Origin of the sequence: Coprococcus sp. AF19-8AC (assembly GCF_003603115.1) — a bacterium.
Classification (GTDB): domain Bacteria; phylum Bacillota; class Clostridia; order Lachnospirales; family Lachnospiraceae; genus Coprococcus; species Coprococcus aceti.
On sequence record NZ_QTMI01000004.1, the window covers coordinates 1 to 13,325 of the forward strand.

The following is a 13,325-nucleotide window of genomic DNA, read 5'->3' on the forward strand; positions in this document are numbered from 1 at the left end:
ATGTTTCTGACACCGTCTCACGCGACAGCTTTTATAAGATACCACCATCATTTGGCAAAGTCAAGCACTTTTATTGAATTTTACACGAAATAATTTTGGCCACAATACCAAATGATACTGTGGCCATGCTCACCGCTATTATCGTGCTTTATATGATTGAATATTTTCTTCTATATATACTCCAGTGCCTGCTGTATATTTGCGACACCTACCACCTTCATATCTCCAAGGTCTTTCATCTTCTTCACATTGTCCAGATTGGATCTCGGTATGATACAGGTCTTAAATCCCATCTTTGCGGCCTCGCGTACTCTCTGCTCAGCACCTGACACTCCACGCACTTCGCCTGAAAGTCCCATCTCTCCGAACATGACCATATCAGAAGGTATGGCACGGTTCTTGAAGCTTGATACAAGAGCAAATACTATTCCCAGATCTGCCGACGGATCATCAAGGCGCATACCTCCGGCTATATTCACATATGCATCACAGCCCGCCATAACTATGCCGCCTCTCTTCTCGAGAACAGCAAGCAAGAGATTTACCCTGTTGTAGTCGAGTCCCACACTTGTTCTTCTTGGCAGATTGAAGCTTGACTGGCACACCAGAGCCTGGATCTCAAGCAATATCGGTCTTGTTCCTTCCATTGTACATACTACTACAGACCCGGATGTGTCATCAGGTCTTCCATCCAGCATAAGCTGTGACGGATTCTTCACCTCTGCAAGTCCGGTTCCCTTCATCTCAAATACACCGATCTCATTTGTCGAGCCAAATCTGTTCTTTACTGCACGAAGGACTCTAAACCCGGCATTACGCTCGCCCTCGAAATAGAGAACTGTATCTACCATATGTTCAAGGGTTCTTGGGCCTGCCACGGTTCCCTCTTTGGTAACATGTCCTACTATGAATATGGCGATCCCTGTCTGCTTCGCCATCCTCATGAGTCTGGCTGTAACTTCCTTTACCTGGGATACACTTCCCGGTGCAGACTCCACGTCATCCGTAACTATGGTCTGTATGGAATCTATAACAATGACCTTTGGAGTGTCCTTCTTGACATACTCCTCCACATCCTCGAGATTGTTGACACAGAGAAGCAGCATGTCCTTTGTAAAATTTCCGATACGCTCTGCCCTCATCTTTATCTGTGAAAGAGACTCCTCACCTGACACATAAAGTATCTTCTGTCCCATCTCTGACATATTCCTGCACATCTGCAGCAATATGGTGGATTTACCTATACCCGGATCTCCTCCCACCAGCACAAGGGATCCGCTCACTATCCCGCCGCCTAATACTCTGTTTAATTCGCCTATTCCTGTGGTAAAACGCGTCTCGTCGGTGGTCTCCACCTCCAAAATGCTTGTAGGCGCCACGACAGCCCTTCTACCGGACTGGCTCTTGGCGCCTACTGTCACTTTCTCCTCGCAAAATGAATTCCACGCTTTACAGCCGGGACACTGCCCCATCCATTTTGTCGATTCGAATCCACATTCCTGGCAAAAAAACACCTGTTTTCCTTTTGCCATAAATATCTCCTGTGTATGCTATATTAGTCAAATGCTCTCTTAACATCAACCTTGACTGGTCTGCCCTCTTCAAGATCTACGCTTATGCTCATCTTGCCACCGAGGTTGGTCTTGTTCTTGCCGACATATACATCGTCTACGTGAACCTTGTACTCTGTCTCAGGCTCAAGCTCAAGTGTGATGGACGCATTCTCTGGTCCCTCAACTACAAATGTAACATCGTTCTCATCAGCCTTGAAACCATGTACTGCTGTTCCCGGTACTGACTCATATACGAACATTCCGTTCTTCTCAAGCTTTGTGATCTCGTTGAAAGTCTTTATCTTGTAGATATCTCCCTGGAACTCAAAACCGTCCTTCTTGGTCTTTGCTCCAAGCTCATAATTACCGAATTCCAATGACTCCCCCTGTGCATTTATCAATTCATTTACTACTGACATTGATCTTATCCTCCTGTTGTTTTTGTATGATCTGAACTCTATCGCAATAATATCCTGATATATATCAATAATCTCTGTATACTATCCGTTAGTGATTTTCATTATACAGTAATGCATCCTTTTTTTCTACAAAATTATGCATTTTCACCAATATTTCATATTAATTTCTACTGCTATTTTTCCGCACTTGGCACTACTGTATATCATGCTCACATCACAAATATCTAATCCGACATCATTCCTCTGTCTTTTGTTTCGCTGTAAGTGATATTTTCTCAGTGGTTTTTCCGTCGGCTTCCTTCTTTTTCTTCGTTGACACTGTGACTGTATCACCTTTTTTGACATCACCTCTAAGCATCGCCTCCGCAAGCACATCCTCCACATATGTCTGAATAGCCCTTTTGAGTGGTCTTGCTCCATACTTCTTGTCATAGCCTTTTCCAAAGATATATTTCTTTGCATGGTCGGTGAACTTAAGCTCAATATCCATCTGTGTCTGGACACGGTTCTTAAGTTCCTTTAACATAAGTCCGGTTATATCCTTTACATTTGCCTCGCTCAGGGCATGGAACACGATTATGTCGTCTATTCTGTTCAGGAACTCCGGCTTGAAGGTTCTCTTGAGCTCATCCATTACATTGCTCTTCATCTTCTCATGTTCCTTTGTCTCATCGCTTACCGTGACAAATCCAAGCTGCTTAGGGTCAACTATACCCTGTGCCCCTGTATTGGAGGTCATGATTATGATGGTGTTCTTGAAATCCACCTTTCTTCCCTGGGAATCCGTTATATGTCCGTCATCAAGTACCTGAAGGAGAATGTTGAACACATCGCTGTGAGCCTTCTCTATCTCGTCAAACAGCACAACAGAATACGGATTGGTCCTGACCTTCTCGCTGAGCTGTCCGCCCTCCTCAAAGCCTACATAACCCGGAGGTGAACCTATCATCTTGGACACGCTGTGCTTCTCCATGTACTCCGACATGTCAACTCTTATCAGGGCATCCTCACTTCCAAATACTATATCTGCAAGAGCCTTGGAAAGCTCTGTCTTACCGACACCTGTAGGTCCGAGGAACAGAAATGATCCCATCGGTCTCTTCGGATCCTTAAGTCCGACTCTGCTTCTCTTGATAGCACGTGATACGGCTGTAACAGCCTCCTCCTGGCCAACTACCCTCTTGTGAAGTTCACTCTCAAGGCGTTCAAGCTTCTTTGACTCCTTCTCCGTGAGCTTGCTCACAGGGATCTTGGTCCACACGGACACAACATCCGCAATATCGTTCTCCTGAACTGTGATATTTCTCCGGCTGGAAGACTGCTTTCTTGCATTCTTCTTTGCAAGCTCCTTCTGTCTCGCGCTCACCTCTGCCGCCGCCTCTATATTGCCAGCCATGAGTGCCTTCTCCAGATCGTCGTTGAGCGTTGTAAGCTCAGCCTCCACAGCCTTTTTCTTCTCATAATTATGTCTGTCCGATGAGAATCCGAGCCTCTTTCTGGAGCATGCCTCATCCATAAGATCTATGGCTTTGTCCGGCAGGAATCTGTCTGTTATATATCTGATGGACAGATCCACCGCAGCTTCAACCGCATCATCGCTTATATCGACATTGTGATGCTGCTCATAGCATGGTCTGAGTCCCTTGAGTATCTCCACTGCCTCATCCCTTGTAGGCTCATCCACGTACACCGGCTGGAATCTTCTCTCAAGGGCCGCATCCTTCTCTATATACTTCCGATATTCGTTCAGAGTCGTAGCACCTATCATCTGGATCTCGCCGCGTGACAGGGACGGCTTCAGTATATTGGACGCATCTATTGCACCCTCGGCACCGCCTGCCCCTATGAGTGTGTGAAGTTCATCCACAAACAATATGATATTGCCATCCGATATGACCTCTCCGATGACCTTCTTTATCCTGTCCTCAAACTCTCCTCTGTACTTGGAACCGGCAACCATGCTTGAAAGGTCAAGCGAAAGGAGCCTTTTACCCTTTACAGTATCCGGCACTTCATCGTGGGCTATGAGATATGCTATGCCCTCCACAACAGCAGTCTTTCCAACACCCGGCTCTCCGACCATACATGGATTGTTCTTCATTCGTCTGCTGAGTATCTGCATGACTCTCTCTATCTCTTTTGTACGTCCGATGACCGGATCCATATTGCCCATCCGTGCTTCCTGTGTCAGATCTCTGGAATACTGATCCAGTGTAGGTGTGGATGTCTTGCTCTTATTTCTCGACTTTTTCAGTGCTGCATATTCTCTCTTTGCCGTATTCGCATCGCTTCCACAGGCCAGAAGTATGTCTGTGTACACCTTCTGGATATTTACATTCTCTGATGCCATAAGCTTTACAGCTACACAGTCTGTCTCCTTTATAAGTGCCAGAAGGATATGCTCTGTTCCCACCTCCTGGGAATTGAGTCTTCTCGCCTCATACTGTGAGTCATCGAGAATCCTTCTTGCGCTCATCGTATATTTGTCTCTCTCCCCTGTGACTACTCCACCAGGTTCCAATGTATACTTCAACGCATCTATGATCTTAACTATATCCAGACCATTCTCGTTCAGAATACTGTACGCTGTTGTATCTGCTACAGATGCCAGTGCAACGATAAAATGCTCGCTTCCGACAAAATTCTGTCCAAGCTTCCTCGCCACCCTGTTTGCCTCTTTTATAACTATGTCAGATTCTTTGCTGTACGGTAATTTCATTCAGTCCACCTCAAATCTAAATAATCTAGGATTTTATGCGCTTCATTATAGCATATGTCGTCGTGCGTAAGCGCGATGACCTACGCACGCATCAGCGTGCTTCATTATAACATATATATTACAGGAATACAAAAGAGGTTTTGAGACAAATTCTCTCAAAACCTCTTCCGTAAATATATATCTATAGATTACTGCTCGTCTATAGCCTTACCTATATCATGTCTCATGTACTTGTTGTCAAATGTGATCCACTCTGTCGCAGCATATGCATTCGCACGAGCCTCGAAAAGATCCTTGCCCTTTGCTGTAACACCGAGTACACGGCCGCCATTTGTCACGATCTGATCACCGTCAAACTTTGTGCCGGCATGGAATACAAAGTACTCATCCTTGCCGTCAAACTTCTCAAGTCCATGTATAGGATAGCCCTTCTCATATGATACAGGGTATCCGTCTGATGCAAGAACTACGCACACTGCTGCGTTGTCCTCAAACTGAAGATCGACCTTGTCAAGTGTTCCGTCGATACATGCCTCCATGACATCAATAATATCATTCTTCATACGTGGAAGAACTACCTGAGCCTCAGGGTCACCAAATCTTGCATTGTACTCGAGAACCTTAACACCATTTGGAGTCATCATGAGTCCGCAGAACAGAACTCCCTTGAACTCTCTGCCCTCAGCTTTCATGGCAGCCATGGTTGGCTTGTAGATGTTCTCCATGCAATACTCGTCTATCTCTTTTGTATAGAATGGACTTGGGGAGAATGTTCCCATTCCGCCTGTGTTGAGTCCCTGATCTCCATCCTTTGCTCTCTTGTGATCCTGCGCTGAAGTCATAGGCTTGATCGTTGTTCCATCACAGAAGCAGAGAACTGATACCTCACGTCCTGTCATGAACTCCTCTATTACCATGGTATTTCCGGCTGAACCAAAGTGCTTGTCAAGCATGATCTCCTTGACGCCTGCCTTTGCCTCCTCAAGGTCGTTACAAATGAGAACTCCCTTGCCGAGTGCAAGTCCGTCGGCCTTTAAAACTATAGGGAATGTAGCTGTCTCAAGGTACTTGAGTGCTGAATCTGCATCTGTAAAGTTCTCATAAGCTGCTGTAGGTATGCCATACTTCTTCATGAGATCCTTGGAGAACGCCTTTGAGCCCTCTATGATTGCTGCATTTGCACGAGGTCCGAATGCTCTGATACCGGCTGCCTCAAATGCATCGACCGCACCTGCAACAAGCGGATCATCCGGCGCAACAACAACCAGATCGACTGCCTTATCCTTTGCAAATGCAACCAGCTTATCAAAATCCATCACACCTATATCAACGCACTCTGCAAGTGCTGCGATACCTGCGTTGCCAGGTGCACAATATATCTTGGATACTTTATCACTCTTTGAAATACTTGTAACTATAGCATGCTCTCTTCCGCCGCTTCCTACTACCAATACTTTCATGGATATTCCTCCTAATCTTCTACAACTGCAATTCCATCTTCAACATGTACTTTGCCATGGGCGATCTTGTCTATAACCGCAGGCAGAAGCTTCCACTCAGCCTGTTCCATCACACGCTGCTGCAGAGCTTTCGGTGTATCACCATTCTGTACTGCAACTGCCTTCTGCATGATGATCGGACCTGTGTCAGTGCCTTTATCTACAAAATGGACCGTAGCTCCCACTACCTTGACACCTCTTGCAAGGGCTGCCTCATGAACTTTAAGTCCATAGTAGCCTGTTCCGCAGAATGCCGGTATGAGTGATGGGTGTATGTTGACTATCTTATTCGGATATGCATCTATCACTATCTCAGGTATGACCACAAGATATCCTGCGAGAACTATAAGATCCGCTCCGGTCTCCTGAAGCTTTGCGAGAAGTGCTTCGTTGAATCGAGCTCTGTCCGCGTAATCCTTAGGGCTTACGACCTCCGCTGCTATTCCCACCTTCTTCGCCCTCTCAAGAGCAAATGCATTCTTATTGTTGCTTATGACCGCAACTATCTCCGTATCTGTTATGACTTTATTATCTATGGCATCTATGATGGCCTGAAGATTGGTTCCGCCGCCTGATACCAGAACTGCAACCTTTAGCATAAGTCTACTCCCTTTTCACCAGCTACAACTGTACCGAGAACAAATGCCTTGTCGCCGGCAGCTTCTATAGCTGCAATAGTCTTATCTGCGTCTGCAGGGTCTATAGCAAGACACATACCAACTCCCATGTTGTATGTGTTGTACATCATATGCTCATCTATATCGCCTTTCTTTGCGAGAAGCTTGAATATAGCCGGTACCTCATATGAATCCTTCTTAACCTGAGCACGAACTCCGTCTGGAAGCATTCTTGGGATATTCTCATAGAATCCACCACCTGTGATGTGACTGCATCCCTTGATCGTAATGCCTGCATCCTTCACTGACTTGAGAGCCTTTACATAGATTCTTGTAGGCTCAATAAGTGCCTCACCGAGTGTCTTGCCAAGCTCGTCGTAATATGTATCAAGAGATTCCTTTGTCATCTCGAAAACCTTTCTTACAAGTGAGAAACCGTTGCTGTGCACTCCACTTGAAGCGATACCTATAAGTGTATCTCCAGGCTTAATGCTCTCTCCTGTAATAAGATCCTTCTTCTCAACAACACCTACTGCAAATCCTGCAAGGTCGTACTCATCCTCAGGCATAAGTCCCGGATGTTCTGCTGTCTCACCACCTACGAGGGCAGCTCCTGACTGGTTGCATCCCTCTGCAACGCCGCTTACTATAGTTGCAATCTTCTCAGGATAGTTCTTGCCACATGCTATATAGTCAAGGAAGAAAAGTGGCTCTCCACCAGAGCATGCGATATCATTCACACACATTGCCACTGCGTCGATTCCGATGGTGTCATGCTTATCCATAATATAAGCGAGCTGAACCTTTGTTCCACATCCATCTGTTCCTGACAGAAGTATAGGCTCTTCCATATCCTTGATCTTAACGAGACTGAAAGCTCCTGCGAATCCACCAATTCCGCCAAGTACCTCGGGTCTCATGGTTGTCTTGATATGCTTCTTCATAAGCTCCACAGACTTGTATCCAGCTTCAATATCTACTCCGGCATTCTTGTAATCCAATTTCTTATCCTCCTGTTATCTGTTTTGTACAAGGCGCACCGGCACCTTTTCAAATATTCCAATAAATTATAGATTATATCGAATACTTTGTAAAGATTGAGATGATTACAAATTGATAATGTGGTGAACGTGTGGTATAATCACAATATATTGTGATTATAGCTATCCGCAATATATAACAGTCGATTATACTACAGCAAAAGCAGTTACTAAAGGAGCACCCGCATGACCAACAACAGATTGAACATCGGTATTTTTACGTGTCATATTGATAACGATTACGCAACAGAGGTTTGCAAAGGAGCTGAATACGCAGCAAAGGAACTTGACTGCAATCTCATCATATTTCCGGGCATGTTTCTGAATGCCTCCTTTTATGATCCTGCCAATCAACTGTATGATTACCAGTATAATTCGATTTTCTACTATGCACATCCTGAGTGTCTGGACGCACTTATCATCTCCGTCGGAGCTATATCATCTCTGTTATCGGAGAAGGACATGAATTCTTTCCTTTCCCATTTTGATGGAATACCTATCCTCACACTGGAGGAGAAGCTTCCGGGATATCCATGCATCAGAACAGACAATTCAAGAGGAATGAGGGATGCCATAGAACATCTCATAAAAGAACACAAGAGAAAGCATATATGCTTTGTTGCCGGCAAGGATGACAACACCGACAGCAATCTCAGACTCAAGATATACAGAGAGGTTCTCTCTGAGAACGGACTCAGCGTTGAGGACCGCATGATAATACACGGCGACTTCGCAGAATACTGTCAGGAGGAGACTGCACAGCTTCTGGATGTCAACCCGGATGCCGATGCCATCGTATTTGCAAATGATCGCATGGCAATAGGCGGTTATGCAGAACTCAAGTCCAGAGGAATACGCATAGGAGAAACCATGTCAGTCATCGGTTTTGACGATTCACCATCTTCCGTCAACATGGATCCCCCCCTCACCACAGTCAATATCAATTCCTGTGAACTCGGTTTCCGTGCAGTGTATGCGGCGGTGAGACTTGCCCAGACCGGCAACATGAAATCCGAGACTCTGGATTCCAGACTTATAAACAGACTGTCCTGTTGCTGTCACCTGTGCACAGAGAGCGACCTGATAGATGCCGGCAGACATTTACTGGATCTTGACATACCGGACATCATCGATATTCTCGACGGACGACTCTTCGGAGAGATTGCAGATTCTTTCTTTGCCTCCAAAGTCATGTCCGCATACAACAGGATACTCATTGATATAGTATCCGTGATCAAGAGCGACATTGATACGGAGTATCCACAGAACAAGATCATCGATGAACTCAAATGTATTCTCGAATCTGACCTGACCGATTTTTATTCTGTCCAGAAAACAGCATACATGTTCCGTGAACTGGCTTCCATCTTCTCAAGCTGTAAATTGTCTGCAGCCAAGAGTCTCCAGTTCAACAGACTTAACACGACCATAACCAACACCATATCACTCTTCATCTCGAATCAGCTTTACAACACGATATACGAGAACAAGATGATGGGCTGGTCATCAATATACATAACCCGTGACACCCTGACATACGGCGAGGATCTTGGCAAGACATACACATCCATCCTCCACAAGCTTCAGGGGCTGAATTACGAAGGAGCTTACATCTACACCTACGACGATCCTGTGCGCATCACAGACACGGGAAGCTGGATCGTTCCAAAGTCAGTCTTCCTTCAGGCTTTCTTCAACCCGAACAATTGTCAGGTGCTTTTCGGAGAGTCCAGAAGGGTTCCTTCTGTAGAAATTTTTGACAACGAATATACATACTATGACAAGCGTTTTACATCCGTCATAGTTCCTATATTTACAAACGAGGATCACCACGGAGTGTTCATATGCAACACAGATGTGGCTCACTTCAGTTCCATATATTCCACCAGCCTGCAGCTCGGTGCAGCACTGAAATATATGTCGCTGCTCCGTGAGCAGAACATCACGCAGGAACAGCTCAGGATGTCTCTGAACGAGATCCACGAGAAGAACGAGCTTCTGAACCACCTGTCGACATCAGATGAGCTGACGGGTATATATAACAGACGTGGATTTATGGAGCGGGTTGAATACTATATCAACATTCCGTCAAACTGTGGAATGAAGGCCATACTTCTCTTCGCTGATATGGATTCACTGAAAGTTGTAAATGACAAATTTGGACACAAGGACGGTGACTTCGCCCTCAAGAACATCGCGAACATCCTGTCCCAGAGCTTCGGTCCACATGATGTCATCGGTAGAATAGGCGGCGATGAGTTCGTATGCTTTGCATTTATAGACAACTCCGATTACGTCACCGAAGTGCAGCGCAAGATCAAGGATTTCTCAGCCGAGCTGAACGCAACCTGTGGCAAGCCATACTTCATAGAGATGAGCGTTGGTGTTACTGAATTTGTCTGCGATGGAGAACAGACCATCGAGGATCTACTCTCACAGGCAGACACGGCACTTTACTCAAACAAGAGATACAAGAGAATGTCCATACTGAAGTAATCTTCAGTATCAGAACAAAGATATATACATAAAGAGAGACAGATATTTATTTCGACTGAAATAGATATCTGTCTCTTTTTGTCCTATAGGTCTACTTTGCCTGATCCAGCGCTTCATTGAGCTTCTCTGTTCCCGGCAGGACAAATCTGCCCTTCTCGATGATCGGAACTTCAGTTCCATCCGGATGAACGGAATATATTCCTCCTATCTCATCATAAGGTATTGTTATGTCTGTATGGCAGTTGAAATACGCCTTTGACACATCTGTTTTTCTCAGAATAGAACACTCATTGTCCTTTGCCACGATCTCCTTGCCATCAGGATTGTGGAGCACATTTTCCTCACTCCAGCTATAGCATGTATCTCCCACAGCAAAATGCGGTCCCATCTTCTCAACTATGAGGATAGGCAGTTTATACACTATGTCATATTTGTTTGCCATGACGTATGCTGTCGTATTTGTTCCTATTGCAAACTCTCCTATAGGAAGTGTATCCCTTCCGCCCAGAAGATTCTCCTTTATATACGCCTTGTTCTTCTCCGTATCCGGATAGTTGTCACATGTATAGTCCGCTATTTTTCCATCCTCAAATGTAAGCTTGAGATTCACATATTTCAGGCCGTCCAGGAATACTTCACTTACGTTTAATATTCCGTGGGTTCCGGTGAGCTTCGGTGAAGTGAACACCTCTCCAACAGGTATATTCACATCGGCTACGCAGTTCTCAAAGTTGGTCTCCTTCGATGGATCTGTCATCTCGTGCATCATAACGGTCATATCAGTCACATTTGCTCCCTGACCGACAACCCTCACGTGTTCAGCCTTATCAAGCTCATCTATCATACTCTGATGGATCGCCCTGAACAGATCATTGTCCAGTGTGTTGATCCTGACAGTATCCCTGAATATATCTCTGTATCTATCTCCGATCTCCGGCACAGGGTATGCTATTATAGTGAAGCTGCACTGATCCTGGGCTATATATTCATTTACGATCTGTGAACTCATTGTGCGGTATGAGATCGCAGCCTCCTGCTGTTTCTTGTCGAGCACAGGATTCAGTTCACTGTTCTCCGGCTCAAATGGGTTCTCGCCGAACACCTCGACCACCGCAGGGCCCGCATATACTGAAGCCTCATAGGCCATATTCTTGTATGCCTGTCTAAGCACCTCCAGCTTTCTCTCCATGAGCTTCTTGTCCATGAAGAGTGCCTCATCCATCCTGTGATCGTACTCGAGCTGTCTGTTAGGAACGCTTGACGAATAACCTATCCTGTGTATAAGTCTCCTGTTGATCCTGTTTGCCGCATATCGGTAGCATATCGGCCTCAGACCCATCTGCTCAAACTGCAGTATCGCGGCTCTTATCATCCTCTCCTGTCCAAGGAAATATCGGATATTTACAGTTTTCTTCTTCGAGAGATCTATTCCGGCAGCCTCGAATCCCAGTCTGTAGCCCTCGGTGAATGTTCTTGCCATGGCCTCTATCTCTGAATCCGGCAGGGTACTCATGAAAATCGCCGTGTCGATCTCATTTTTTCCAACATACTCTCCATATCTGTACAGATACGTGACATCGCCCAAATCGCTGTTCATAATGATATCCGTCGCAAATGTGAGATCAGGGTCAAGCTGCTCTCTTATCCTGTACGTGATCCAGAACTCGGCATAATCGTTCTCAAAATAATACACAGCGGATTCCAGATCCTTCACGGAAAAATCATCCTGAAACATGAAATATATCTGGACAAACAGCTCCGCAAACAAAGTTATGTCAACCACTCTGCCCTCAAATGCGTACACTGTCATTCCTCTTATCTCGTTGTACACAAATCCCAGAAGCTGGGCGATGCGCTTTATCTCCTCTTTGTCACGGGTGTAATCCTTTGAAAACTCACCCATGATATATCTGTAATTTGCATAGCTTCTATTGTAGTTGTCTCCCAGTATGTCGTTGTACAGCCCATGGTTCATCGCCTGAAGCTGATCAAGGCTCCTGTCTGGCAGTGCGTCATTTTTTACCAGTTCCAGAACATCTCCTATTCTAGCTATAAATCCGGCAACATGACTGAAATAATCTCTGTACGGCTCCTTTACCAGTGATTCATGGATTATCTGTCTCACACGTTCCATGATAAGCTCATAGCGCTCTTCTATATCATCATATTCTTCTGTAAGATTCTTATAATAATTCATCGCATGCCCTTTCTATAATCCCATCAATAAAAATATAACAGACGCTCCAAGAACTATAACATTAAGTATGATCGCCATCTTCTTGTTTGTTATACCTCCGTTGTCCGCCCTGTAGCCTATGGCCGAGAATACCAGGCCTGTAAATGCCATCAGCATCGCGCTGACCATGAGGACTCCGTACACCCTCTGTACCTTTCCCTGGGTAAGTATGGATTTTATGATGGATATGACCACAAACACTCCGCCAAATCCGCCCAGAAAGTATCCAATTATGGTGTCCGTCGGCAGACCCGGTGTCGAAACTTTGAATTCCTTACTTCTTTGCATGATATCTCCTGATAAGTTTTGCTGTAACGTAATATATACAATATCCTATGACTCCACCAAGCGTATTCATGATGATGTCATCGATGTCGAACACCCCCAGTTTGGTTATGTACTGCACCGTCTCTATGGCAAGTGTAAATCCCAGAGAGTACAGGAGAGCCTGTACAAATGTCGTGTTCTTATTTCTCGCCCATCTGAGCAGCATACCAAACGGTATAAATGCGATTATATTGCCATAGAGATTCAGAAATACACTCATTGGCGACATCTGATCACCGTATGTGATAAATCGCTGTATTTCCTGCAGAGGGTGAAGATTGTATCTGCGTTCATCATATCCCCCTCTGCCAAACATATCGCTGAAAATAAGAAAGTAAACGATACAGATTATATAAAGCACAAACAACACAGAGCACACAGCCCTGAGTTTTTTTCTATCTATCTGCTTCAAAATATTA

At 45.1% G+C, this 13,325-nt stretch carries 10 protein-coding genes; 1 reads left to right on the plus strand and 9 read right to left on the minus strand.

The window, feature by feature from the left end:
- Positions 1-170: 170 nt before the first annotated feature.
- The 6 genes from radA to purM form a co-directional block, all read right to left on the minus strand.
- Positions 171-1,532, minus strand: coding sequence for a DNA repair protein RadA (radA, locus tag DWX57_RS10470; RefSeq protein WP_022216879.1), 1,362 nt, complete (start codon positions 1,530-1,532; stop codon positions 171-173).
- A gap of 23 nt (positions 1,533-1,555) precedes the next feature.
- On the minus strand, positions 1,556-1,972 hold the full coding sequence (locus tag DWX57_RS10475) for a hypothetical protein (protein WP_022216880.1): 417 nt from the start codon (positions 1,970-1,972) through the stop codon (positions 1,556-1,558).
- A gap of 235 nt (positions 1,973-2,207) precedes the next feature.
- Positions 2,208-4,691: an ATP-dependent Clp protease ATP-binding subunit gene (locus tag DWX57_RS10480; protein ID WP_120124070.1), complete on the minus strand. Its 2,484-nt coding sequence runs from the start codon at positions 4,689-4,691 to the stop codon at positions 2,208-2,210.
- Between the two features lie 188 nt (positions 4,692-4,879).
- On the minus strand, positions 4,880-6,151 hold the full coding sequence (purD, locus tag DWX57_RS10485; protein WP_120124072.1) for a phosphoribosylamine--glycine ligase: 1,272 nt from the start codon (positions 6,149-6,151) through the stop codon (positions 4,880-4,882).
- Positions 6,152-6,162: 11 nt separating this feature from the next.
- On the minus strand, positions 6,163-6,789 hold the full coding sequence (gene purN / locus DWX57_RS10490) for a phosphoribosylglycinamide formyltransferase (protein WP_022216883.1): 627 nt from the start codon (positions 6,787-6,789) through the stop codon (positions 6,163-6,165).
- Positions 6,783-7,808 carry a phosphoribosylformylglycinamidine cyclo-ligase gene (gene purM / locus DWX57_RS10495; protein WP_120124074.1) on the minus strand — a complete coding sequence of 342 codons (1,026 nt, stop codon included), beginning with the start codon at positions 7,806-7,808 and terminating at the stop codon, positions 6,783-6,785. The genes purN and purM overlap by 7 nt, the downstream gene beginning before the upstream one ends.
- A 225-nt stretch (positions 7,809-8,033) precedes the next feature.
- Between purM and DWX57_RS10500 the strand changes: the two genes are divergently transcribed.
- Complete coding sequence (locus DWX57_RS10500) at positions 8,034-10,343, plus strand: diguanylate cyclase (RefSeq protein WP_120124077.1); 2,310 nt, start codon at positions 8,034-8,036, stop codon at positions 10,341-10,343.
- A 91-nt stretch (positions 10,344-10,434) separates the two neighbouring features.
- Here the strand turns inward: DWX57_RS10500 and DWX57_RS10505 are convergent, their stop codons facing one another.
- Genes DWX57_RS10505 through DWX57_RS10515 form a run of 3 tightly spaced genes read right to left on the minus strand, consistent with a single transcriptional unit; the run spans position 10,435 to position 13,318 of the window.
- The gene (locus DWX57_RS10505; RefSeq protein WP_120124079.1) at positions 10,435-12,540 is read right to left on the minus strand and encodes an aminopeptidase; all 2,106 of its coding nucleotides are present in this window, start codon (positions 12,538-12,540) and stop codon (positions 10,435-10,437) included.
- 12 nt (positions 12,541-12,552) lie between these two features.
- The gene (locus DWX57_RS10510; protein WP_015535076.1) at positions 12,553-12,867 is read right to left on the minus strand and encodes a hypothetical protein; all 315 of its coding nucleotides are present in this window, start codon (positions 12,865-12,867) and stop codon (positions 12,553-12,555) included.
- Entirely contained in the window at positions 12,854-13,318 is a 465-nt protein-coding gene (locus tag DWX57_RS10515) for a VanZ family protein (protein WP_022216887.1), read from the minus strand. The genes DWX57_RS10510 and DWX57_RS10515 overlap by 14 nt, the downstream gene beginning before the upstream one ends.
- Positions 13,319-13,325 lie beyond the last annotated feature (7 nt).